The organism is Mycobacterium sp. NGS49, from assembly GCF_059812565.1.
The window spans coordinates 1-21,727 of sequence record NZ_JCALCX010000041.1; the positions used below are offsets into that span (position 1 = coordinate 1).

Sequence of the window (21,727 nt, forward strand, 5' to 3'; positions counted from 1 at the left end):
CGGCGCCCGTGTCGGGCGATTCACGCTCGGCGGGCGTGTCGGGCACGCCACTGACGGGGCGAGCCGCCATGGGCCCGGCTGAAGAGTCTGCTGAAGTACCCGGGATCGGCTATGCCGACGCGTCTGGCGACCTCACCGATGGGCAGCGCGGTCTCGGCCAACAGCTCGCGGGCTTCAGTCATCCGACGCTCGATGATCCACTCCTGCACCGTCCGTCCGGTCCGCCGCCGCACCACCGTGGTCAGGTGCCCGGGCGTCATGCCGACTTCGGCTGCCACATCACGCAGCGACAGTGACTCGCCGTGGCGCCGGTCGATCACCGCGAACACGTCGGCCAGGAGCGGTTCACCGCTGCGGCGCAAATCGTCGACAACATCACCGGCCAGTCGCGCCAACTCGATCAGCAACAGCGTCAGGTGCGCCAGTGTGGCCTGCCGGTAGCTCTCCTGACGAGCCGCCAGCTCGCTTTCGATACACCCAATCGTTCGATCCCACAGGGACCTTCGATCGGTTGGCACGGCCAGGCGGAGCACTCCACCTGATCGTCCGTGCAGGAACGGAAACAGCAGCGGGTGCGTCTGCCACGCCGGCCAAGGAGATCGCCCGTCCTCACCGAGCGCAACCGGATCGAAGAACACCGCGATCCCGTCGCCGACGGGAAAGACCTGCTTCGGGTCGAGCACCTTTCCCGGGGCGGCCACATACACCAGACCCGCCGCCGGCACATACCAGAGCGCGGGAAAGTCGTGAATGTGCGGACTACCCTCGGCGAACTCGCGATAGCGGACCACCGATACGGGTGGCGTCTCAGGATCTGTCCGGTAACGGTAGACGGGCACGCCATCGCGATGCCGGCTGAGCCGGGTGGCGTGCGTCATATGGCCAAAGATAGTCCAGATTTTGAGGAGAATCACCCAATCCTTCGCCATTCTTTGGTACGACTATGGACGTTGTGGCCAAACATCATCCACATGACTATCTTCCGGCGACCGGCCACCAGGCGTTGCTGCCCGCCTATGATCTGATGTCCCGCCTGCTGGGCTTCAACAGCGTCTATCGCAAGCTCATCGGGCAGGCCGAACTTGCCGACGGACAGCGCGTCCTGGAGATCGGCTGTGGCACCGGAAATGTCATCATTGCAGCCAAGTGTGCCCGACCGTCGATCGCCGCGGTCGGTTGCGACCCGGACCCCCGGATACTGGCCCGCGCGAGCCGAAAGACCGTCAATATGAGCGGTATTCAGTTCGACGAGGCCTATGCCCAACGGTTGCCCTACGCTGACGGTGAATTCGACCGGGTGCTTTCGTCGATGATGTTGCACCATGTCGGCGAGGATTCGAAGCCTGACGTCGCCGCGGAGATTTTCCGCGTGCTGCGCCCAGGCGGCCGGTTACATCTTGTCGACATCGCCGGCGGCTTGCCCGCTCACCACGGCCTGCTGGCCCGACTGATGAAGCGAAACCCGCATTTCACCAGCAACATCGGCGATGCGATCCCACGGCTGCTGAGCGGGGCCGGATTCGACTGCACCGAGGTGGCCGTCCAGCCCCATCGGCTGTTTGGGCAGCTCGCCTACTACCAGGCCAGGCGACCGGTGTAGTGCGTTTCCTATCAACAGTTTTCGTCTTTCGTGGGCCGAAATTGCCGGTGGGTCTTCGTAGAATCTGAGGCATGGCAGCGAGTTCGCGTGAGGAGATCGTGGCGGTCCTCGACGCCCTCGATGCGGTGGTTGATCGGCGACACCGAACGGATCCCACCGGCCCACTCCCCCGCAAGCGGGCGGTACCCCCACGATCACGGCCAACCCCGCATCAACACCTTCCACCACCCGGAGAAACTGTTCGCGCCCGAGGACGACGAACCCGATTGAATCCCAATGCTTTCAGTTGACCGGACAATTGCGCACCGAGCGCTGATCAATTGCCACCTTGACCGCGCCACTGCGGCCCTGGTCGGCGATCGCAAGGAAGGCGTCCCGCCATTCCTGCAGGCCGAATGTGTGGGTCAGCATGGGCCGCAGGTCTATTCACCCCCGGCCCACCAGGTCGAGGTAATGCACGATGGCGTGCTTGCGCGCGCCGTCCACTTCTTCGATGCCGAACGCGTTGGAGCCGACCCAGCTGATCTCCTTGAAGTACAGCGGACTCCACTCCCAGCGCCCGGGCGCATGAACCCCGGCCTTCACCAGGATAGAGCGCGCGCAGTAACGCCACGGCGCACAATCCCAGCGACCCGGCCCCGTACACCAAGACCCGGCCCGACCGAGGCGGCGGGTGACGGGTGACCGCATGCAGGGACGCCGAGAACGGGTCGGCAAACACCGCCGTCTCGTCGGGCACCGAATCGGGCACCGGGAACAGCATGCTGTCGTGCGCGGGCATCAACTCGGCATAGCCCCGGTGACGTCGGCCGACACGCCGGTGTGAACACCGGGCTTGATGTCGCCGTCGGCGAAGCTCCAGCACAGGCTGTAGTCGCCGCTCTCGCAGGCCGGGCACGGCGGCTTGATGCCACGTGGTCCACACGACAGCCACGGGTTGAGGACCACCCGCTGACCGATTTCGAGCCCGCGGGCCGTTGGCCCCAGCTCGACCACGTCGGCAACCACCTCGTGGCCCACCACCTGCGGAAAGGAGCAGAACGCGGCCATCGCGTTGTCGGCGTCATCCGCGCCGAAGTCCATGAGGATCTGCTTGGCGTCCGACCCGCAGATGCCGGTCAGCCGTGGCCGGGTGATCACCCAATCCTCACCCAGCAGAACCGGATCCGGCAACGTCCGTAGCGCCGTCGGTGTGCGGGCCAGGTTCTGGACAAGCCGGCCCGCGTCGTCGGGAACCGGGCGCGGCTCCGGTGGCACACCGTAGACCAGTGCCCTCACCGTTGCGCCATGCCGGCGATGAACGCATCGAGGTCGGCGTTCTTGGCGTCGACCACCGCCTTGAGGTCGGGCAGGTAGTGCTCGAAGCGGTCGCTGTCCAGGGCGGCGATGATGCCGTCGGCCACCTCCTCCGGCGCAACCTTGGGCCCGCTGTACGCAGGTGGCTCGTTGTCGGGCCGGTCCCAGATCTCGGTGTCCACCGGTCCCGGCTGGATCAGCTTCACCGAGACCCCGGTGCCGGCCAGGTCGATGGCCATCGCCTCGCTCCAGCCACACAAGGCGAACTTGCTGGCACAGTAGGCTGACTCGGTCGCGATGCCGAGTCGTCCGGCCACGCTCGACACGTTGACGATGGTGCCGGCACCGCGCGCCAGCATCCGCGGCAACACGGCCAGCGCCATCCGCATCGGGGCGACGAAGTTGACCTGCATGACGCGCTCCACCTCGATCGGCTTAAGCGCAGTCACGTTGCGCCGCTTAGGAATTGCGGCGTTATTCACCAGCACGTCGATGCCGCCCATGGCGTGCCACGCTTGCAGTGCCAGCTTGCTGGCCGTCAGTCCGTCGGCGAGGTCGGCGGTCCACATCACCGAACCGGGCGAAGTGCTGTGGCAGTCGGCCAGTACGTCGGCCAGCCGGTCCTCCCGGCGCGCGACCAGACCCACCACCGCGCCCCGGGCCGCCATCCTTCTGGCCAAGGCGGCCCCGATTCCCGATGAAGCCCCTGTGATGAGTACGTGCTTGCCTTCCACCGACGTCGGGTTAGTCATCGCTTTAGCCTGCCCTAAGTCGACCACCGATCGGAACCAGTTCGGCTCATTAGTCGGGGGCGGAAATGCGACAGGTCAATCCGACGTTGTATACACGGCATAACCGCGAAAGATGGGACAAACATGCCACGCGCTCACGACGACAACTGGGATCTGGCGTCCAGCGTCGGCGCCACCGCCACCATGGTCGCAGCCGGACGCGCGATGGTCACCATGGCTCCCGACGGGTTGATCAGGGATCCGTTCGCCGAACCGCTGGTACGTGCGGTCGGGGTGGACTTCTTCACCAAGATGATGGACGGCAAGCTTGACCCCGAGGCTTTCGAGGACATCAGGCCTGGGCGGGTGCAGGCGATGATCGGCGGCATGGGCGTGCGCACCAAGTACTTTGACGATTATTTCGCCGCCGCCACCGATGCCGGGGTGCGGCAGGTCGTGATTCTGGCGTCCGGGCTGGACGCGCGCGCCTACCGATTGCCCTGGCCTGACGGGACGGTGGTCTACGAGATCGACCAGCCTCAGGTGATCGAGTTCAAGACCACCACCCTGGCCGGCATCGGGGCAGAACCGACCGCAACGCGGCGCACCGTGGCGATCGACCTGCGCGAGGACTGGCCCACCGCGCTCAAGCAGGCCGGCCTGGATACCACTCAACCGACCGCCTGGCTGGCCGAAGGCCTGCTGATCTACCTACCGCCGGAAGCCCAGGACCGGCTGTTCGACAACATCACCGCGCTCAGCGCCCCGGGCAGCACCGTCGCAACCGAATTCGTACCCGGCATAGTCGACTTCGACGCCGACAAGGTACGCGAAATGTCCAGCAGGTTCCGCAGTCACGGCCTGGACATCGACATGGCCTCGCTGGTCTACTCCGGGGCGCGAAATCACGTCGTCGACTATCTGCGGAGCAAGGGCTGGGACGCCGACGGCGTAACGCGGACCGAGTTGTTCACCCGTCACGGCTTGGCAATCCCCGCCGCCGAAGACGACGACCCGCTAGGCGAGATCATCTTCATCAGCGGGCGACTCCAGTAGCAACTCAGAAGCGAGACGATCCCAGCCAGAGCACGTTGGCGCCATTCGTCGTCTGCTCGACCTGCTCGAGGATTCCGGCCACCGAGCGCGTGAGGAGCGCGCCGACGGCCTCGGGCAACGAGGCCGCGCCAGGCTGGGACGACGCTCGCGGCCGCAGCATGTCCAGCAGCGACGAGCCCGGATAGCTCAGCAAGCGGACCTCGCTGTCGGGCTCCAGCCCGGCCAGCACCTTGGCCCGGCGCACCGCCGTCCGGAAACCTCCCAGTTCGTCGACCAGCCCGCGTTCCAGCGCGTCGGCGCCGGTCCAAACCCGGCCACGCGCAACCTTATCCACGTCCTTGGGCGTCAGGTTGCGGCCTTCGGCCACGCGCTGCACGAAGTCTGTGTAGAACAGGTCGGCGTCGGCCTCCTGCCGGGCCTGCTGCTCGGGGGTGAACGGCGCGTCGATCGACCAGGCATCGGCGTTGGCGTTGGTGCGCACCGTGTCCGACCCCACTCCCAGCCGGTCCTTGAGGTCGCGAACCACCAGCTTCCCGGTGATGACTCCGATGGACCCGGTGATGGTTCCCGCGTTGGCAACGATCGCGTCGGCGGCCATCGAGACGTAGTAGCCACCTGAGGCGGCCACCGAGCCCATCGACGCCACCACGGGCTTGCCGCGTTCGCGGGCCCGCTTCACCTCACGCCAGATGGTCTCCGATGCGGTCACGGAACCGCCGGGACTGTCCACTCGGAGCACGATCGCCGATACCGAGTCATCGGCCGCCACCTCCCGCAGCGCCGCCGCGATGGTGTCGCCGCCGGCGCTCGACGGGCCGAAAGGCATACCCTGGGGCCCCCCTCGCCCGTTCACGATCGCGCCCCCGACGGTGACAACGGCAATGGTCGGCTTGACCCGGCGGCCCGGGATGGCCGGCACCGGCGGCGTCAGCCGCGGCCGGGCCGATGCGGCATACCGTGAAAGGTACATCCGCGGGGGCCTCTCCTCGGCGTCGACGTCGTCGGCGGCTGCGGAGCCGTCGGGGTCACCGACCAGTTCCGTCATGCGCGCATAGGCCTCGTCCCGGAATCCGATCTGGTCCACCAGCCCGGAGGCCACCGCATCGTCGCGCATCAGCGGCGCGCGGTCGGCCATCTCGTCGAGCTTGCCGGCCTCGACACCACGAGACTCGGCCACCGCCTGCCACACCTGGGATTGCAGGCTCTCCAGCATCCGGGTGACCGCCTCGCGGTGCGCCTTGGTGAAGCCGTCCTCGGTGAAAAGGTTTGCCGCGGACTTGTATTCGCCGCGAGCCACGAATTGCGCCTCGATGCCCGCTTTGTCCAGCGCGTCGCGCAGGAACATGGCGTTGGCCGCGAAGCCGATCAACCCGACCCCGCCCGAGGGCTGCATCCAGATCTCCCGGAATGCGGAAGCCAGATAGTACGAGAGCGTGCCCGGGTAGGTCTCGGCCCAGGCCAGCGACGGCTTGACGGCGCTGAAAGCCGCGATGGCGTCCCGCAATTCCTGCACCGCCCCGATCGGCGACGGCGGCAACTGCACCCGGGCGATCAGCCCCGCGACGCGCGGGTCCTCCGCGGCGCGGTGGATGGTGGCGACCGTCTCGCGCAGTGACATCTGCCGGCCGCCGCCGGTGATGATCGTCAAGGGGTCGAAGCCGGTGGTCTCCGGTGGGGTGCTGCGCAGGTTCATTTCGAGCACACAGCCGTTGGGCACGCCGTGGTGGCGCGCGGTGTCGACCCGGTTGACCAGGGCGCGTACCTCGTTGACACCAGGCAGCGAAGGCAGAAACGCGAACATGTTTGCAGCCTACCGATCGGCGCCGACCCGGCCCGTACGGTGGAGTCCGTGCGGTACTCCATCGCGATCCCTCAGCTGGTCGCCGGCGACTTCGACGCCGACGGTTTGCGCTCCTACCTCGCCAGGGCAGAGCAACTCGGATTCGAAGGCGGTTGGGTGCTCGAACAGATCATCGGTGGCACACCACTGCTGGCGCCGCTGGAATTGCTGGCCTATGCGGCGGCCTGCACGCAGCGGCTGCGCCTGGGGGTAGCCGTCCTGGTTACGTCGCTGCATGATCCGTTGCAGCTGGCGTCATCGATCACCGCAGTCGACCGGCTCAGTCACGGCCGGCTCGACATCGGTGTGGCGCCCGGCGGCGGCCGCCGCCGCTTCGCCGCCTTCGGCGTCGAAAAAGACTCCTACATAAGCTATTTCACCGAAGGCCTGGATTTGATGAAGGCGGCGTGGTCCGACGAGCCGCGGGTGACGTTCCACGGCCGGTTCCGTGATGTCGACGACCTGCCGATCTCGCCCAAGCCGGTGCAGCGACCGCATCCACCGATCTGGTTCGGCGGTCAGGCACCCAACGCCCTGGCCCGGGCGGTGCGATACGGTGACGCGTTTCTGGGGGCCGGGTCGTCGTCGACGGCGGATTTCGCCACAGCGGTGGCGACCGTGCGTCGTGAATTGGCCGAACAACAGAAAGATCCGGCGAGCTTCACCATCGGCAAGCGCGTGTACCTGATGATCGACGACGATGCCGAGCGGGCCCGCGAACGGGTGCTCGCCGGCCTGCGTCGCATCTACGCAGGCATGCCCGGCGTCGATGCGGTGCCGGTGTCAGGAACTCCGGCCGATGTCGTCCGTGGGCTGCGCGAGGTGATCTACGCCGGCGCCCAGATGATCCTGTTCAATCCCGTCGGCGCGGACGTCGCCGAAGACCGCGAGCAAATGGAACGCCTTGCCGCGCAAGTAATCCCGCGGCTGATTTAGACCGCGAGCTGGGGGCACCTCCCGCTTGCGAGAAGACGCAAAAGCCCCCGACACGCCGCGCGTGCGGGGGCTTTTGCGTCTGCTCGCGGTAAGACTCTAGAGCTCGGTAGCGCTGCCGCCGGCCGCGGTGATCTTCTCCCGCGCGCTGCCGCTGAACTTGTGCGCCGTCACGTCCACGTTCACCGTCAACTTGCCGTCGCCGAGAACCTTGACCAACCCGTTCTTGCGTACCGCGCCCTTGGCCACCAACTCGTCAATGCCGACGGTGCCGCCCTCGGGGAACAACCGGTCGATGTCGCCGACGTTGACGGCCTGGTACTCGGTGCGGAACCGATTGCGGAAGCCCTTGAGCTTGGGCAGCCGCATGTGGATGGGCATCTGCCCACCTTCGAAGGTCGCCGGAACGTTCTTGCGAGCCTTCGTACCCTTGGTGCCGCGGCCCGCGGTCTTGCCCTTGGAACCTTCACCGCGGCCGACGCGGGTGCGCGCTTTCTTCGACCCGGGCGCAGGCCGCAGGTCGTGCAGCTTGATGGTCACGTGGTCTCCTCCACCTCAACCAGGTGGCTCACCACTGCGATCAACCCGCGGGTCTGCGGGTTGTCTTCGCGGATCACCGAGTGGCGAATCTTGCGCAGACCCAGGGTGCGCAGGCTCTCGCGCTGCTTCCAGCGCGCGCCGATGGTGCTGCGCACCTGGGTGATCTTCAGTTGGCTCATGGTGTGGTCGCCTCTCGAGCTGCCGCAGCGGCCAGCGCCTCGCTTTCGCGGCGGGCCTTGAGCATCCCGGCCGGAGCGACGTCCTCGATGGGCAGACCGCGCCGGGCGGCCACCTCCTCGGGACGCTGCAACATCTTCAGCGCGGCGACGGTCGCGTGCACCACGTTGATCGCGTTGTCGCTACCCAGCGACTTGGCCAGGATGTCGTGCACGCCGGCGCATTCCAGCACCGCACGCGCCGCACCACCGGCGATCACACCGGTACCCGGGCTGGCCGGGCGCAGCAACACAACGCCGGCGGCGGCCTCGCCCTGCACGGGGTGCGTAATGGTGCCGCGGATCAACGGCACCCGGAAGAAACCCTTGCGGGCCTCTTCGACGCCCTTGGCGATCGCGGCGGGAACCTCTTTGGCCTTGCCGTAGCCGACGCCGACCATGCCATGGCCGTCGCCGACGATGACCAGGGCGGTGAAACTGAATCGCCGACCACCCTTGACCACCTTGGAGACGCGGTTGATCGCGACGACCCGCTCCAGGTAATTGCTCTTGTCGCCGTCCCGATCGCGGTCGCGACCGCCACGGCCACCGCCGTCGCGGCGGCCCCGCCCGTCACGCGAGTCGCGGCTGTCACGGCTGTCGGGGCCCTGCCCCCCAGCGGACTGTTCCGCCATTATGCGGTCCTTCCATTCATCAGGCTGATGCTGCTCATCAGAATTGCAATCCGTTCTCGCGGGCAGCGTCGGCCAGTGCCGCTATCCGTCCACCGTAGGTGTAGCCGCCGCGGTCGAACACCACGGAGTCGATGCCGGCAGCCTTGGCCCGCTCGGCGATCAACTGACCCACCCGCACGCTACGGGCTTTCTTGTCCCCATCCAGACCGCGCACGTCGGCTTCGATCGACGAAGCCGCGGCCACGGTGGTGCCAGTGAGGTCATTCACCAACTGCACGTGAATGTGCCGCGAAGACCGGTTGACCACCAGCCGGGGACGCTCCGCGGTGCCGGAGATCTTCTTGCGCAGCCGTGCGTGCCGGCGCAGCCGCGAGACCCGGCGGGTCGCGGATACGCTCTGCCCCACGGGCTTTTGCGCTTCAGCCTGTGATTGCGCCATGACTACTTACCTGTCTTTCCGACCTTGCGGCGGATCTGCTCACCCTCGTAGCGCACGCCCTTGCCCTTGTACGGGTCGGGACGGCGCAGACGGCGGATGTTCGCCGAGATTTGGCCGACCTTCTGCTTGTCGATGCCGGTTACCGTGAATTTCGTCGGAGCCTGCACGGCGAACGTGATGCCCTCCGGAGCCTCGATCACTACCGGGTGGCTGTAGCCGAGGGCGAACTCCAGGTTGCTGCCCTTGAGCTGCACGCGGTATCCCACGCCGTAGATCTCCATCTTGGTGGTGTAGCCCTCCGTCACGCCGGTGACCAGGTTGGCCACCAGGGTGCGGGACAGCCCGTGCAGCGAGCGGTTGCGCCGCTCGTCGTCCGGACGGGAGACCACGATCGCGCCGTCGTCGTTGCGCGCCACCGTGATCGGCTCGGCGACCGTCAACTCGAGGGTGCCCTTGGGTCCCTTCACCGAGACGTTCTGGCCCTCGATCGTTACGTCGACCCCGGCGGGAACCGGAACCGGTTGCTTACCAATACGCGACATGATTCAAACTCCCCTTACCACGCCCTACCAGACATAAGCGAGGACTTCGCCGCCCACGCCCTGCCTGGCTGCCTGACGGTCGGTGAGCAGACCCGACGACGTCGAAATGATCGCCACCCCAAGGCCACCCAACACCCGCGGCAGGTTGGTCGACTTCGCGTACACCCGCAAACCGGGCTTGGACACCCGCTTCAAACCGGCGATGCTGCGCTCGCGGCTCGGGCCGTACTTGAGCTGGACGACCAGCGACTTGCCGACCCGAGCATCCTCGGTGCGGAAGTCGGTGATGTAGCCCTCGCTCTTGAGGATCTGGGCGATGTTGGCCTTGATCTTGGAGTGCGGCAAGGTCACTTCGTCGTGATACGCCGAGTTGGCGTTGCGCAGACGCGTCAAGAAGTCTGCGATCGGATCAGTCATAGTCATCGAGCGCTGCTCCTCTTCATCGCTACGCTCTGCATCGTCGTCATCGCGGTCATTGAGCGCTACTCCTCACCAACTGCTCTTCTGCACGCCGGGCAACTCGCCCGCATGCGCCATCTCGCGCAAGCAGATCCGGCACAGCCCGAACTTGCGGAACACCGCACGCGGACGGCCGCACTTGCTGCAGCGTGTGTAGCCGCGCACCGCGAACTTGGGCTTGCGGTTGGCTTTGTTGACCAGTGCCTTCTTCGCCATCTGCTCAGTTCTCCTTGAAGGGAAAGCCGAGGGCCCGCAACAGCGCTCGTCCTTCGTCGTCGTTCGTCGCCGAGGTGACGACGCTGATGTCCATGCCACGCACCCGGTCGATCTTGTCCACATCGATCTCGTGGAACACCGACTGCTCGGCGAGACCGAAGGTGTAGTTGCCGACACCGTCGAACTGCTTGGGAGACAACCCGCGGAAGTCACGGATACGGGGCAGCGCGATCGAGGTGAGCCGGTCGAGGAACTCCCACATGCGGTCGCCACGCAGGGTGACCCGCGCGCCGATCGGCATGCCTTCACGCAACTTGAACTGCGCGATCGACTTACGTGCCTTGCGGATCTCCGGCCGTTGCCCGGTGATCAGCGACAGGTCGTTGACGGCGCCGTTAATCAGCTTGGCGTCCCGGGCGGCCTCGCCGACACCCATGTTGACCACGACCTTGGTCACCGTGGGGATCTGCATGACATTGGCGTAGCCGAACTGCTTATTGAGCGAGTCCCGGATCTCGTTGCGATAACGCTCTTTGAGGCGCGGCTGAGTCTTCTCTGCAGTAGTCATCCTCAGATGTCCTTACCGTTGCGCTTGGAGACGCGGACCTTCTTGCCCGTCTCCTCGTCCACGCGGTAGCCGATGCGGGTGGGCTTGCCGTCCGAGTCGACCACCATCACGTTGGAGACGTGGATCGGCGCTTCCTGGGTGACGATGCCACCCGAGCGGGCACCGCGCTGGTTGGTCGAGATCGCGGTGTGCTTCTTGATCCGGTTGACGCCTTCGACCAGCACGCGGTTGCGGTCCGGGTAAGCCTGAATGACTTTGCCCTTGGCCCCTTTATCCTTGCCGGCGATGACGAGGACGGTGTCGCCCTTGTGGACCTTCATCTACAACACCTCCGGGGCGAGCGAGATGATCTTCATGAACTTCTTCTCCCGCAGTTCACGGCCGACGGGCCCGAAGATGCGGGTTCCGCGCGGGTCGTTGTCCGGCTTGATGATCACGGCGGCATTCTCGTCGAATTTGATGTAGCTGCCGTCCGGACGCCGGCGCTCCTTGACGGTGCGCACCACGACGGCCTTCACGACGTCACCCCGTTTGACGTTGCCACCCGGGATGGCGTCCTTGACGGTGGCGACGATGATGTCGCCGATGCCGGCATAGCGTCGCGACGAGCCGCCGAGCACGCGGATGCACAAGATCTCCTTGGCGCCGGTGTTGTCGGCGACCTTCAGCCGCGATTCCTGCTGAATCACTCGATCTCCTGACCTGGTTGACGTGTGCGCGGCAAGAAACTGGCCGCAGAGCCCAGGTGGGCGCAAACGGACGAAACCTGACGTGCGCGGTCTTTATTTGCCTAAGGGCACGCAGGGCCGGCAAAAACCAGCCGAGGTCTGCCCAAGGCAACCCCTAGAGTCTAGGGGACAGCCGGCGCAGCACCAAATTGCTGTCAGTCCGCCGGCCCGGCCGGCCTCACGCGGGATCTCGGTACCACGCCACGATGTAGATCACCATGGCGGCGGCCAGTCCCAACAGCACCCAGATCACCAGGCCCTGGTCGATCCAGGAACCGGTGGGCGGCGAGCCCGGCAGGAAGTTGCGCAACGGCACCACCGCGAACAGCATCGCCGCGTACCAGGTGCCGAACGGCGGCAGGAACGGCCGTCGGCGGGTGACCATCTGGATCGCGACGAAAAGTGCCACCGCCGGCAGGGTGATCAGCACCAGGCAGATCCCGACGTCGAAGACCCGCTGCGCCCGGGTGCGCTTCAACGTGATGACGACGTCGTTGGGGCTGTCGGAGACCCGGGCGATGTCGATGTCGAAGCCGTCCGCGGATCCGTCGACCTCGACCTTGGCCACCTCGTAGTGACTGCCTTCGCCCGCTCCCACCAGCCATTCGGCCCGGATGGGGTCGGTGCTGTAGGTGTCCAGCGGCCAGTCACGCGGCTCACCGCGCGCCTCGATGGTGGTCTTGGTGGGCTCCGGCGCCTTGCCGTTGTCGTACTGCACCTCGCCGATGTCGTCCTGCATCGGGAAGCGCACCGCCGTGTCGGCGGTCAACCGACCCGTGCGCTTGTTGACGATCGCCTCGTCCGGTTTGAGGACCACCGTCACGTCGAGCAGGTTTTCCTTGGTCTGCAGGCTGTCGATGTGCAACTTCACCACGGTGTCCTTGGGGGATCTCAGATCCACCTTGGGCAGCGCGTGCGGGGCCAACCACTGATAGTTGAGCAGGGTGAAGATGTAGAACGCGGCGAAGCCGATGAGGATGGACGAGTCGAGCAGCAGGTGTTTTCGCACCGACATGTGTTTGTGCTCGGGAACCCCCGGTTCGGGCGTGGGAGCGTCGGGCGACACGGAGTCAGATGGTAGCAATCGACCGGGACGAGCGGGGCTCAGTCGCCCTGCCGAACCCACGCGAAGATATACAGACTCATCGCCGTCACCAGGGCGATCAACACCCACTGCACAATCGCCTGGTCGATCCACGACCCGGGGGGCGGAGCCCCGGGAAGGATGTTGCGCAGCGGAACGATGGCAAACAGGTTCGCCGCGTACCAGGTTGCGAATGGCGGCAGAAACTTCCGTCTGCCCAGCGCCATCGGCACAGCAACCAGCAGGGCCAAGGTCGGCAGGGCGATGAGCACCAGACAGATGCCCAGGTCGAAGATCAGCGGGCCCTTCGCCCTCTTGAACGTGATGACCACGTTTCCGTTGTCGGTGGCGCGTGACGTGGGAAGCGCCGCCGCGTCGTGCATCCGGTTGACGCTGATCTCCCAACCGTCCAGCGCTCCGGTTACCTCCACCCGGGCAGGCACCTTCTTGAGGCTGTCGGCGGGGCCGACGAACGCGTCGGCCGCGATCGGCTCGGTGCGGTAGGAGTCGAACGGCCAGTTGCCCGGATCGCCGTGCGCTTCGACGGTGGTGCTCAGTTGGGCCGGCGCCTTGCCTTTCGGGTAGTTCAGATCCCCGAGGTCGCTGGTGGGATACAGGCGTACCGCCACATCGGTACCCAGCACATCGAAACGGTTGTCATACGACGAAATGCTTGGGTAGACAAGCACACTCACCGTCAGACGGTTGGCGACCGGCTTCAACTCCTCCAGTCGCAGCTGAACGATCGTGGCATCGCCACCGCCCTGACTCAGGTCCAGCGGCGGCAGCGGACCCTCTGACCGTTGCAGAACGTGCACGCCGACCAATGACAAGACATAGGCGATGACGATGACGGTCAAAACGATGATGCCGACCAGGATGCGCGGTTTGTCCTGCCTGGGCGCGGGCTTCCGCGGTTCCTGCCGCGGCCGGTCCGCCATTGGCTGCGGTTCGTCCACCGGCGCGGTGGGAGGAGCCTCGGCGGTCACCGAACACCTCCGTCCGCGACGGGCACATCCATGACGACTGGTCGGGACGGCACGAGGTCAGATGCTAGCGAACTGCCCGGGCCGGCGCGCCCCGTGTGAATGTGGTTCACCCGCAATCCATCCGAACGTAATCCGGCGGTCGTATCCGCTGCGGCAGGGAACACCAGACATTCATCCGGCGCAGCCAAGCGGTTCATCCGGTGTTTGCCTGCGGGCCGGTTCCGGCAGTTGTAAATGTCAGCATGCTCCGGCTGCTCTGAAGGGGGCCACCACGTGAGACACAGACCATCGGCCGTCGCTATCGCCTTGCTGTCCGCCGGTGCCCTGACGCTCTCGGCGTGCGGCAGCACGACACCGGCAGCCCTCCCCTACGTGGGCGGGGCCAGGATCGACTGCGGCGGCAAACAGACATTGGCCGCCAGCGGCTCGACCGCGCAGGCGCACGCGATGACGCGGTTCGTCGCGGCTTACCACCAGGCGTGTGGCCAGCAGACGCTGAGCTACAACGCCATCGGATCGGGTGCCGGCATCAAGGAATTCCTTTCCGGCAAAACTGATCTGGCCGGATCCGACACGCCGCTGTCCGGCGACCAGTACGCGGCCGCCCGGGAGCGGTGCGGCGGAGCCGAAGCCTGGAACCTGCCGGTGGTGTTCGGTCCGTTGGCCATCACCTACAACCTGGCCAACGTGGACACCCTGGTGATCGACGGGCCCACCCTGGCCAAGATATTCAACGGCACCGTCACGCGCTGGGACGACCCGGCGCTCACCGCCCTCAACGCGTCGATGCCGGCCGAGGACATCCGCGTGATCTACCGCAGCGACGCGTCCGGCACCACCGACAACTTCCAGTCCTACCTGCAATCCGCGTCCGCCGGGGCGTGGCGGCAGGGCACCGGCAAGGCGTTCAACGGCGGTGTCGGCGTGGGGGCCGTCGGCAACAAGGGCACGGCGGAATTGGTCAAGTCAACCGAAGGGGCGATCAGCTACAACGAGCTGTCCTTCGCACTCGAGCACGGGCTGTATGCCGCGGAAATCAAGACACCGGCCAGCCGCAGGTCGCTGCGGCCGGTGCGGATCGGGACGGACACGGTGGGCAAGACCATCAGCGGTGCCAAGATCGTCGGCGCCGGCAACGATCTCGTGCTTGACATTTCGTCGTTCTACAACCCCGCCCAACCCGATGTTTACCCGATCGTGTTGGCCACTTACGAGATCGTCTGCTCCAGGTATCCCACTGCCGATGTCGCCCAAGCGGTCAAGGCGTTCTTGCAGGCCGCGATCGGGCCCGGCCAGGTCGAGCTGAACAAACTCGGCTACATTCCACTGCCGCCCGGATTCCAGGCCCGGGTGTCCAGAGCGGTGGAATCGATCGGCGGAGTGGGTGGCTCGCTGCAGGCGGAATGATCCGCGCGAGCACGGCTCAGTCCGACTGTTTTCGGTAGGCCATGATGAACAGGGTCATCGCGACGATGAGTGCAATGAGCACCCACAAGGTGATGGCCTGATCAATCCAGGAACCCTCCGGTGGTTTCCCGGGCAACACATTGCGCAGTGGGACCACCGCGAACAGCATGGCGGCGAACCACGAGACGAACGGCGGCAGGAATTTTTTCTTTCCCAGCGCCATGGGGATGGAAACCCACAGCGCCAATGCGGGCAGTGACACCAGAACCAGGACAATGCCCAGGTCGAAGAGCAGCGTGCTGCGGGACCTGTGCAAGGTGATGATCACATCATCGGGCCGGGAAGAACTCTGCGTGGATTCACCGACCCGGCGGACACTGGCGTCCCAGCCGCCCACCGATCCGATGACTTCGATCCGCGCGGACTCTGCGGTGCGGTTCTCGCCGCTCCCGGCGAACACCTCGGCCGAGATTCTGCCGGTGCTGTAGGAGTCGAAGGGCCAGTTGGCCGGATCCCCTTCCGCGTCGAGGTAGGTGGCTTGTTGCGCGGGCGACTTTCCGACCGGGTACTGCAGGTCCCCCAGGTCGTTCTCCGGGTACATCCGGACGGCGAGATCCTGTGTCAGCACATGAAATTTCTTGTCGAACTTCGAATCCTCCGGAATGACAAGCACACTCACCTTGAGGCGATTATTGATCGTGTCCAGCTCCTCGATCTTCACCTGCACCACCGTGTCATCGGTGGTGCCCAGGTCCGGTTCGGGAAGCCCTTCCGCCGAGTTCGCCAACAGACGCATTCCGATCAGGGAGATCACATAGATCACCACAACCGCCAGAATCACGCCGATATCGAGCAGAATGCGTCGCCCCCGCGACGACGGCTTGGGCGACTGTGGTGCCGACGGGGCGGGCGGTGCCGGGGGGGCTGGCGGCGGGGCCTGGTGGCTCATCGGTCGCGGCCTTTCGGTAACAGCATGGGCGAGACGGGGGCGAAACTCGTCACACAGTAACCGGCGATACCGCGCCGAGCGACGGATACACGGCTTTCTTCAGGACGATTCCGAATCCACCACGCAGCGGAAACCGATATGGGTGGTCGCGGTGTCCTGCGATTGCGGCGAGCGTGCAGCCGGGCGATAGCGATGGCAATACTCGGGCGCACAGAGGTGCGATCCGCCCTTGAGGGTCTGGCTGACGGTCGGATCGGCCGGGCCGGTGGGCGTGCAGCAGGCCTTGGGTGGCTCAGCCAGCCGGTGCTGAGCGCTGAACTCGGTGGTGGTCCACTCCCAGACGTTGCCGATCATGTCCAGAAGGCCGAAGTCGTTGGCCGGGAAGGTTCCCACCGGCGAGGTGCCGATCCAGCCCAGTGCGCCGTCGTTGCGGTACGGGAACCTGCCCTGCCAGGTATTGGCCATCAGCCGGCCAGCCGGCTTTTCCTCATCCCCCCACGAGTAGGTCCCGGTCGCTCCGGCTCGCGCGGCGTACTCCCATTCGGCTTCGGTCGGCAGGCGCCGCCCGGCCCACCGCGCATAGGCGGCGGCATCGGGGTAAGCCACCTGCACGACGGGGTGCTCACCTCGGCCCTCGACGTCCCAGGCGCCGCCGGCGGCTCCGAAGGGCCGGCGCCAGTTGGCGTCCGGCGCCCAGTCCCACCACTGCCGCCAGTCAGTCAGATCGACCGGCCCCGCCGTCGGCCGGAACACCATTGCGCCCGGAACCAGGTCATCCGGGTTGGCCCCGGGATACAGCGCGGGGTCGATCGGCTGCTCGGCCACCGTCACATAGCCTGTGGCAGCGACGAATTCGGCGAACTGGGCGTTGGTCACCGGATGGCGTTCCACGGCGAAGGGGGCCACCGTCACGGTGTGGATGGGCGCTTCCTCGGGATAGAAGCTCGTCGATCCCATCCGGAACGATCCGCCGGGGAGTTCGACCAGCTCCGTCAACACGCCTTCAGGGTATGACGACCGCGAAATCCTGTGTCAATGCGGACCTCGCTTCCCGGAAACCGGCCGCACCGGTGTGCGCCTGCAGGTGAATGGTCACCAGGTACCGCTTGGTGTTGGTCCAGATGTGGGTGATCCGGTCGGCGAAGTCGATGCTGCCGGATGGCCCCTGCAGGGTGCCGCTGAGTTGCTGACTGCTGTAGCCGCAGAACGGAGACCCGGTCAGGGAGAACTTCAGTCGCGGCATGGTGCCGCCGACGGTGGATGTATGGCGCAGAAACGCGCTTTCGGGGGTCAGGTCAGTCGCGGCGATGGTCACGGTCGCCGACAGGTTGTCCGGACCGCTCGCCGTCAGCGCCGTGTCGCCGTCACCGGGGGTCGATGTCCAGCCCCGCGGCACGGTGATGGTGATCCGCGGCGCGTGCGGGTCGGACACCACGGCAAGAGTCGGCTCACCGTCGCCGACCGGTGCGACGCGACAGGACAGGGTGTTTGGCGGAATGCGGCCGGGGCGCGTCGGTGCGATGCCAGGTACCGGCTCGGCCGGGTCCGGACGCTGCTCGGGTGCGGCCGATCCTCCGTTGTGCCCCGCGCAGCCGGTCAGCGCCCCCAGCAGGCAGACCAGGGCAACCCGGCGGGCCCGCAACGAGCGTTTCGCCGACTCCTCAGTCGCGCGAAAACGCAAGCGCGAGTTCCTTTTCCACGTCCTCATACGGCCGCCCGGAGAGATCCACAGTGACCTGGTGCACGGTGGCGCCGGTGAGCAGGAACGGCGCCTTGTACTTGCTGGACACTCCCGATCCGCCGTTTCGGCCCACTGTGATGCCGGCACCGGCCAACCCGAATGTCCCGGGGTGGGTGATCACGTCGGGCAGCGTGCCGACGGGATGCTCGTCGAAGTACAGGGTTGCGTTACCGATCGGCGTATGGCTGTTGGGGACGGTCCCGGTGCGTTCGTAGCGAATGCCGAACAGGTGCCGGCCCAGCGGGATGGGTCCGTTCGACTGGATCGACTGCTGGCGTTCACCAAGGAAGTTGTAGACGTATTGCAGGCGCCCGTCCTGGATGAACAGCACGTGGCCGCCGTGGGCGCCACCCTGTTTGAAGAGCACCCCTTCGGCGCCGGTGGTGTCCAGGGTCACGTCGGCCAGCACGGCGAAGGAACGGCCGCGGATCTCCGCGGCGGCGCCGATGCCGACATCGGCGCAGTCGGGGTAGTAGACGTAGCTGTCGCGCTCGCCCACCAGATACGGCCGCGAGCGCATCATCGTTTCGATGATGTTCAGGTCCGAAAGCGGGAGCCCGTTGTATTTCTCGGCTTCGGCGAACCACAGCGCCTTGAGCTCTTCGAGCTTGTCCGGGTGCACGGCGGCGAGGTCGTGGCATTGGCTACGGTCGGCCTCGATGTGGAACAGCTCCCAGCGGTCGGCGTCGAAGTGCGACCAGCCGGCGGGAGTGGCGGCGTGGACCGTGTTGGCGAACCATCCCTCGTGCCAGATGCCGCGAGTGCCCAGCATGGTGTAGAACTGGGTCTTCTTGCCGGTGTCGGCATCCGGATCCCCTAGCGCGGCCTTGAAGCTCACCCCGTCCAGCGGTTTCTGCGCGATGCCCTTCACGGTGTCCGGCGGCGTCATACCCAACAGGTCGTAGACCGTCGGAGTGATGTCGCTGACGTTGACGTAGTTGTCCCGGACCTCGCCGTGCGCGGCAATACCGTTGGGCCAGGAGATGATTGCCGTGTCGGCGATCCCGCCTTCGTGCGAGGCGTAGCGCTTGAACAGCTTGTAGGGCGTGTTGAAGGCCATCGCCCAGCCGATCGGATAGTGATTGTAGGTTTCCGGGCCGCCGAGCTGGTCGAAGAGCTTCATGCTCTCCTCGACGGTATCGATGTAGCCGTTGAAGAACTTGCCTTCGTTGACCGAGCCGTTGGGCCCGCCCTCGCCGCTGGCGCCGTTGTCCGAGATCACCACGATGATGGTGTTGTCCAGCTGGCCGGACTCCTCCAGGTAGTCCAGGATGCGGCCGATCTGGGCATCGGTGTAGCTGAGGAAGCCGGCGAACACCTCGGCCATCCTGCTGAACAACTTCTTCTCTTCGTCGTTGAGCGAATCCCAGGGCCGCACCGTGTCCTGCAGCGGCCACGGCTCACCATTGGGTCCCTTGACGTCGAGATAGGGGTTGATGGGCGACAATTCGGTGTCCGGGGGCACGATCCCCATCGCCTTCTGCTTCTCCAGCGCGATCTCGCGGTACTTTTCGTAGCCCATGTCGAACACGCCGGCGTACTTGTCGGCCCACTCTTTGGACACGTGATGCGGCGCGTGGCCCGCGCCGGGGCAGACGTAACTGAACCACGGTTTGCCGGGTGCGATCACCTTGGCGTCGCGGATGAACTGGATAGCCCGGTCGGCGAGATCCTTCGACAGGTGGTAGCCGTCCTCAGGGGTGGCCGGCGGGTTCACCGGGTGGTTGTCGTACATGAGGTCGGGGTACCACTGGTCGGTCTCCCCGCCCATGAACCCGTAGAAGCGCTCGAAGCCGCGCGAGGTCGGCCAGTGCCGCTTGGTGGCGGCCATGCTGGACTCTTCCAGCGGCGTCAGGTGCCACTTGCCCACGCAGTAGGTGTTGTAGCCGCGCTCGTTGAGCACCTCGGACAGCAGCGCGGTGTCGGCCGGGATGCGCCCGTTGCAGTTGGGGAAGCCGTCGGTGAACTCTTCGATGGTGGCCATCCCGACGGTGGTGGCGTTGCGACCGGTCAACAGCGAGGCCCGGGTCGGCGAGCACAGTGCGGTGGTGTGGAACTGGGACAGCCGCACGCCGCGCTCGGCGATCCGCGACATCGCCGGCATCTCGACCAGGCCGCCGAAGCAGTCCCAGGTCGCGATGCCGGTGTCGTCCCAGACCAGGTACAGGATGTTCGGCGAGTTCTCCGGCGCGGTCGGCGCAGCATACGGACCCCAGTCGGGCTCCGAATCGCGGATGTCCAGTTCGATCCTGCCCTGGAACTGACCCGACCCTGGCGAACCCGTCATCTGAGCCCCGTCTCGTGATTGACCATCCGAACGTCCGAGGACATTACCCGCGCCAGGTAGAAATCAGCTGAGATTTCGCGGCATGCGAGGGCCGCCGGCATAGGACATGGCCAACGCGCTCAGATAGCTACGGACCCCGGCGCCGCCTGCTCAATGCTTCGCGGGCGCGGGGGTCCGTAGCGATCTGTTGCGGTGCTTACTCGCTGATGTCTTCGGCGTCGAAGAAAGGCCCGGTGTAGACGATCTCGCGGTCGCTGAACAGCATCTCGTGGGGCATCTTTTTCCTCTTTTCGGCAGGTGGATGACTCGATCCCAAAGTAACCAGGCGAATCCGCGCGCGGTGTCCGCCGATGAGGGCGAGCAGGGTGGATCTTCGCGTCCGCCAATCGGTGGACGGCGTTTGGGGCCCCGTACAAAGAAAACAGCCGGTCGAGTGGTCGATCCACCCGGCCGGCTGTTCTCCAAAGACCTGCGCTACTTTGCCTTTTCCAGGATCTCGACGAGGCGCCAGCGCTTGGTCGCCGAGAGCGGGCGCGTCTCCATCAGCGAGACGCGGTCGCCGATGCCGGCGATGCTGTTCTCGTCGTGCGCCTTGACCTTCTTCGTGGTCCGGATGATCTTGCCGTACAACGGGTGTCGTACGCGGTCTTCCAGTTCGACGACGATCGTCTTCTGCATTTTGTCACTCACCACGTAGCCAATGCGGGTCTTGCGACGACCGCGCGGCTTGGGAGTGGCGGGAGTGTGCTTGGGGCCCTTCTCTTTTGCGGGGGCGTCCTTGGCCGCGGCGGCCTTGGGAGCCGCTTTCTTTGCCTCTGCCATCACGATTCCTTACCGTCGGGCCCGCTGGCCAGACCCAGTTCTCGTTCGCGCAGCACCGTGTAGACGCGCGCGATTTCCTGACGCACCGTGCGGAGTCGGCGATTGTTGCTGAGCTGGCCGGTCGCCATCTGGAAGCGCAGGTTGAACAGCTCTTCCTTGGACTCGCGCACCCGCTCCTGCAGTTCCTCGTCGGTGAGCTCACGCAGTTCGCCAGGGGAGATTCCCACTGCCATCAGAACTGCTCCTCTCGGGTAACGATGCGTGCCTTGATCGGCAGCTTGTGGATCGCTCGGGTGAGCGCCGCACGGGCGATCTGCTCGTTCGGGTAGCTCAACTCGAACAGCACCCGTCCGGGCTTCACGTTGACCACCCACCACTCCGGCGAACCCTTACCCGAACCCATCCGGGTCTCGGCGGGCTTCTTGGTCAGCGGACGGTCGGGGAAGATGTTGATCCACACCTTGCCGCCACGCTTGATGTGCCGGTTGATGGCGATACGAGCGGACTCGATCTGCCGGTTGGTGACGTAGGCGTGTTCGAGCGCCTGGATGCCGTAGTCACCGAAGTTCACCGCGGTACCGCCGCTGGCGATGCCGCGCTGGCGGGGGTGGTGTTGCTTGCGGTGTTTGACCTTGCGGGGAATCAACATG

General features: G+C 65.9%; 27 protein-coding genes and 1 pseudogene. 5 read left to right on the plus strand and 23 right to left on the minus strand.

Features of this window, described 5'->3' with window-relative positions; genetic code table 11:
* Positions 1-20 precede the first annotated feature (20 nt).
* Positions 21-878, minus strand: coding sequence for a helix-turn-helix transcriptional regulator (locus AC5Y7D_RS27350; RefSeq protein ID WP_499929033.1), 858 nt, complete (start codon positions 876-878; stop codon positions 21-23).
* A 74-nt stretch (positions 879-952) separates the two neighbouring features.
* Between AC5Y7D_RS27350 and AC5Y7D_RS27355 the strand changes: the two genes are divergently transcribed.
* Together AC5Y7D_RS27355 and AC5Y7D_RS27360 are read left to right on the plus strand one after the other, a co-directional pair.
* Positions 953-1,600: a class I SAM-dependent methyltransferase gene (locus AC5Y7D_RS27355; protein WP_499929035.1), complete on the plus strand. Its 648-nt coding sequence runs from the start codon at positions 953-955 to the stop codon at positions 1,598-1,600.
* A gap of 87 nt (positions 1,601-1,687) precedes the next feature.
* The gene (locus tag AC5Y7D_RS27360) at positions 1,688-1,870 is read left to right on the plus strand and encodes a hypothetical protein (protein ID WP_499929110.1); all 183 of its coding nucleotides are present in this window, start codon (positions 1,688-1,690) and stop codon (positions 1,868-1,870) included.
* Between the two features lie 12 nt (positions 1,871-1,882).
* Here AC5Y7D_RS27360 and AC5Y7D_RS27365 read toward each other — a convergent pair.
* Positions 1,883-2,878, minus strand: a pseudogene (locus tag AC5Y7D_RS27365) (zinc-dependent alcohol dehydrogenase).
* Positions 2,875-3,630, minus strand: a complete 756-nt coding sequence (locus AC5Y7D_RS27370; protein WP_499929105.1) for an SDR family NAD(P)-dependent oxidoreductase — start codon at positions 3,628-3,630, stop codon at positions 2,875-2,877. The pseudogene AC5Y7D_RS27365 and the gene AC5Y7D_RS27370 overlap by 4 nt, the downstream one beginning before the upstream one ends.
* Positions 3,631-3,771: 141 nt before the next feature.
* Between AC5Y7D_RS27370 and AC5Y7D_RS27375 the strand changes: the two genes are divergently transcribed.
* Positions 3,772-4,683, plus strand: coding sequence for a class I SAM-dependent methyltransferase (locus tag AC5Y7D_RS27375; RefSeq protein ID WP_499929037.1), 912 nt, complete (start codon positions 3,772-3,774; stop codon positions 4,681-4,683).
* 4 nt (positions 4,684-4,687) lie between these two features.
* On the opposite strand, the gene sppA is transcribed toward AC5Y7D_RS27375, so the two are convergent.
* Complete coding sequence (sppA, locus tag AC5Y7D_RS27380) at positions 4,688-6,484, minus strand: signal peptide peptidase SppA (RefSeq protein WP_499929039.1); 1,797 nt, start codon at positions 6,482-6,484, stop codon at positions 4,688-4,690.
* A 48-nt stretch (positions 6,485-6,532) separates the two neighbouring features.
* Between sppA and AC5Y7D_RS27385 the strand changes: the two genes are divergently transcribed.
* Entirely contained in the window at positions 6,533-7,459 is a 927-nt protein-coding gene (locus AC5Y7D_RS27385; protein WP_499929041.1) for an LLM class flavin-dependent oxidoreductase, read from the plus strand.
* 96 nt (positions 7,460-7,555) lie between these two features.
* Here AC5Y7D_RS27385 and rplO read toward each other — a convergent pair whose 3' ends face one another.
* The 12 genes from rplO to AC5Y7D_RS27445 all read right to left on the minus strand — a co-directional run bounded on the left by rplO (position 7,556) and on the right by AC5Y7D_RS27445 (position 13,823).
* Positions 7,556-7,996 carry a 50S ribosomal protein L15 gene (gene rplO, locus AC5Y7D_RS27390; RefSeq protein WP_499929043.1) on the minus strand — a complete coding sequence of 147 codons (441 nt, stop codon included), beginning with the start codon at positions 7,994-7,996 and terminating at the stop codon, positions 7,556-7,558.
* Complete coding sequence (gene rpmD / locus AC5Y7D_RS27395) at positions 7,993-8,175, minus strand: 50S ribosomal protein L30 (RefSeq protein WP_499929044.1); 183 nt, start codon at positions 8,173-8,175, stop codon at positions 7,993-7,995. Before rpmD ends, rplO begins: the two co-directional genes overlap by 4 nt.
* A complete protein-coding gene (rpsE, locus tag AC5Y7D_RS27400; RefSeq protein WP_499929046.1) occupies positions 8,172-8,846 on the minus strand; it encodes a 30S ribosomal protein S5 in 675 nt (224 codons plus the stop codon). Before rpsE ends, rpmD begins: the two co-directional genes overlap by 4 nt.
* A 37-nt stretch (positions 8,847-8,883) precedes the next feature.
* The gene (gene rplR / locus AC5Y7D_RS27405; RefSeq protein ID WP_306244428.1) at positions 8,884-9,252 is read right to left on the minus strand and encodes a 50S ribosomal protein L18; all 369 of its coding nucleotides are present in this window, start codon (positions 9,250-9,252) and stop codon (positions 8,884-8,886) included.
* A 35-nt stretch (positions 9,253-9,287) separates the two neighbouring features.
* A complete protein-coding gene (rplF, locus tag AC5Y7D_RS27410) occupies positions 9,288-9,827 on the minus strand; it encodes a 50S ribosomal protein L6 (protein WP_499929048.1) in 540 nt (179 codons plus the stop codon).
* A 24-nt stretch (positions 9,828-9,851) separates the two neighbouring features.
* On the minus strand, positions 9,852-10,250 hold the full coding sequence (gene rpsH / locus AC5Y7D_RS27415; protein WP_065137374.1) for a 30S ribosomal protein S8: 399 nt from the start codon (positions 10,248-10,250) through the stop codon (positions 9,852-9,854).
* Positions 10,251-10,316: 66 nt separating this feature from the next.
* Positions 10,317-10,502, minus strand: coding sequence for a type Z 30S ribosomal protein S14 (locus tag AC5Y7D_RS27420; RefSeq protein ID WP_055580333.1), 186 nt, complete (start codon positions 10,500-10,502; stop codon positions 10,317-10,319).
* Between the two features lie 4 nt (positions 10,503-10,506).
* A complete protein-coding gene (gene rplE / locus AC5Y7D_RS27425; protein ID WP_499929052.1) occupies positions 10,507-11,070 on the minus strand; it encodes a 50S ribosomal protein L5 in 564 nt (187 codons plus the stop codon).
* A gap of 2 nt (positions 11,071-11,072) precedes the next feature.
* Positions 11,073-11,390: a 50S ribosomal protein L24 gene (gene rplX / locus AC5Y7D_RS27430; RefSeq protein WP_499929053.1), complete on the minus strand. Its 318-nt coding sequence runs from the start codon at positions 11,388-11,390 to the stop codon at positions 11,073-11,075.
* Positions 11,391-11,759 carry a 50S ribosomal protein L14 gene (rplN, locus tag AC5Y7D_RS27435; RefSeq protein WP_055580336.1) on the minus strand — a complete coding sequence of 123 codons (369 nt, stop codon included), beginning with the start codon at positions 11,757-11,759 and terminating at the stop codon, positions 11,391-11,393.
* A gap of 217 nt (positions 11,760-11,976) precedes the next feature.
* Entirely contained in the window at positions 11,977-12,864 is an 888-nt protein-coding gene (locus AC5Y7D_RS27440; protein WP_499929055.1) for a DUF4436 domain-containing protein, read from the minus strand.
* Positions 12,865-12,902: 38 nt separating this feature from the next.
* Positions 12,903-13,823: a DUF4436 domain-containing protein gene (locus AC5Y7D_RS27445; protein WP_499929107.1), complete on the minus strand. Its 921-nt coding sequence runs from the start codon at positions 13,821-13,823 to the stop codon at positions 12,903-12,905.
* 321 nt (positions 13,824-14,144) lie between these two features.
* Between AC5Y7D_RS27445 and pstS the strand changes: the two genes are divergently transcribed.
* A complete protein-coding gene (gene pstS / locus AC5Y7D_RS27450) occupies positions 14,145-15,278 on the plus strand; it encodes a phosphate ABC transporter substrate-binding protein PstS (protein ID WP_499929056.1) in 1,134 nt (377 codons plus the stop codon).
* Between the two features lie 16 nt (positions 15,279-15,294).
* Here pstS and AC5Y7D_RS27455 read toward each other — a convergent pair whose 3' ends face one another.
* The 7 genes from AC5Y7D_RS27455 to rplP form a co-directional block, all read right to left on the minus strand.
* A complete protein-coding gene (locus tag AC5Y7D_RS27455) occupies positions 15,295-16,227 on the minus strand; it encodes a DUF4436 domain-containing protein (protein WP_499929057.1) in 933 nt (310 codons plus the stop codon).
* A gap of 99 nt (positions 16,228-16,326) precedes the next feature.
* The gene (locus AC5Y7D_RS27460) at positions 16,327-17,226 is read right to left on the minus strand and encodes a formylglycine-generating enzyme family protein (RefSeq protein ID WP_499929058.1); all 900 of its coding nucleotides are present in this window, start codon (positions 17,224-17,226) and stop codon (positions 16,327-16,329) included.
* A gap of 4 nt (positions 17,227-17,230) precedes the next feature.
* Positions 17,231-17,908: a hypothetical protein gene (locus tag AC5Y7D_RS27465; protein WP_499929060.1), complete on the minus strand. Its 678-nt coding sequence runs from the start codon at positions 17,906-17,908 to the stop codon at positions 17,231-17,233.
* Entirely contained in the window at positions 17,889-20,255 is a 2,367-nt protein-coding gene (locus AC5Y7D_RS27470; RefSeq protein ID WP_499929062.1) for an arylsulfatase, read from the minus strand. Before AC5Y7D_RS27470 ends, AC5Y7D_RS27465 begins: the two co-directional genes overlap by 20 nt.
* A 474-nt stretch (positions 20,256-20,729) precedes the next feature.
* A complete protein-coding gene (rpsQ, locus tag AC5Y7D_RS27475) occupies positions 20,730-21,077 on the minus strand; it encodes a 30S ribosomal protein S17 (RefSeq protein ID WP_499929064.1) in 348 nt (115 codons plus the stop codon).
* Positions 21,077-21,310 (minus strand): 50S ribosomal protein L29, encoded by a 234-nt coding sequence (gene rpmC / locus AC5Y7D_RS27480; RefSeq protein WP_459363648.1) that lies wholly within the window; start codon positions 21,308-21,310, stop codon positions 21,077-21,079. The genes rpsQ and rpmC overlap by 1 nt, the downstream gene beginning before the upstream one ends.
* On the minus strand, positions 21,310-21,726 hold the full coding sequence (gene rplP / locus AC5Y7D_RS27485) for a 50S ribosomal protein L16 (protein ID WP_055576361.1): 417 nt from the start codon (positions 21,724-21,726) through the stop codon (positions 21,310-21,312). Before rplP ends, rpmC begins: the two co-directional genes overlap by 1 nt.
* Position 21,727: the final 1 nt, after the last annotated feature.

Excerpts from the sequence above, each read along its gene's own strand:
- rplP (WP_055576361.1), bottom strand. The coding sequence starts at position 21,726 with ATGTTGATTCCCCGCAAGGTCAAACACCGCAAGCAACACCACCCCCGC.
- AC5Y7D_RS27455 (WP_499929057.1), bottom strand. The coding sequence starts at position 16,227 with ATGAGCCACCAGGCCCCGCCGCCAGCCCCCCCGGCACCGCCCGCCCCG.
- AC5Y7D_RS27375 (WP_499929037.1), top strand. The coding sequence starts at position 3,772 with ATGCCACGCGCTCACGACGACAACTGGGATCTGGCGTCCAGCGTCGGC.
- rplE (WP_499929052.1), bottom strand. The coding sequence starts at position 11,070 with ATGACTACTGCAGAGAAGACTCAGCCGCGCCTCAAAGAGCGTTATCGC.
- rpsQ (WP_499929064.1), bottom strand. The coding sequence starts at position 21,077 with ATGGCAGAGGCAAAGAAAGCGGCTCCCAAGGCCGCCGCGGCCAAGGAC.
- AC5Y7D_RS27420 (WP_055580333.1), bottom strand. The coding sequence starts at position 10,502 with ATGGCGAAGAAGGCACTGGTCAACAAAGCCAACCGCAAGCCCAAGTTC.
- AC5Y7D_RS27350 (WP_499929033.1), bottom strand. The coding sequence starts at position 878 with ATGACGCACGCCACCCGGCTCAGCCGGCATCGCGATGGCGTGCCCGTC.
- AC5Y7D_RS27470 (WP_499929062.1), bottom strand. The coding sequence starts at position 20,255 with ATGACGGGTTCGCCAGGGTCGGGTCAGTTCCAGGGCAGGATCGAACTG.
- rplF (WP_499929048.1), bottom strand. The coding sequence starts at position 9,827 with ATGTCGCGTATTGGTAAGCAACCGGTTCCGGTTCCCGCCGGGGTCGAC.
- rpsE (WP_499929046.1), bottom strand. The coding sequence starts at position 8,846 with ATGGCGGAACAGTCCGCTGGGGGGCAGGGCCCCGACAGCCGTGACAGC.
- rpmC (WP_459363648.1), bottom strand. The coding sequence starts at position 21,310 with ATGGCAGTGGGAATCTCCCCTGGCGAACTGCGTGAGCTCACCGACGAG.
- rpmD (WP_499929044.1), bottom strand. The coding sequence starts at position 8,175 with ATGAGCCAACTGAAGATCACCCAGGTGCGCAGCACCATCGGCGCGCGC.
- AC5Y7D_RS27445 (WP_499929107.1), bottom strand. The coding sequence starts at position 13,823 with ATGGCGGACCGGCCGCGGCAGGAACCGCGGAAGCCCGCGCCCAGGCAG.
- rpsH (WP_065137374.1), bottom strand. The coding sequence starts at position 10,250 with ATGACTATGACTGATCCGATCGCAGACTTCTTGACGCGTCTGCGCAAC.
- rplX (WP_499929053.1), bottom strand. The coding sequence starts at position 11,390 with ATGAAGGTCCACAAGGGCGACACCGTCCTCGTCATCGCCGGCAAGGAT.
- sppA (WP_499929039.1), bottom strand. The coding sequence starts at position 6,484 with ATGTTCGCGTTTCTGCCTTCGCTGCCTGGTGTCAACGAGGTACGCGCC.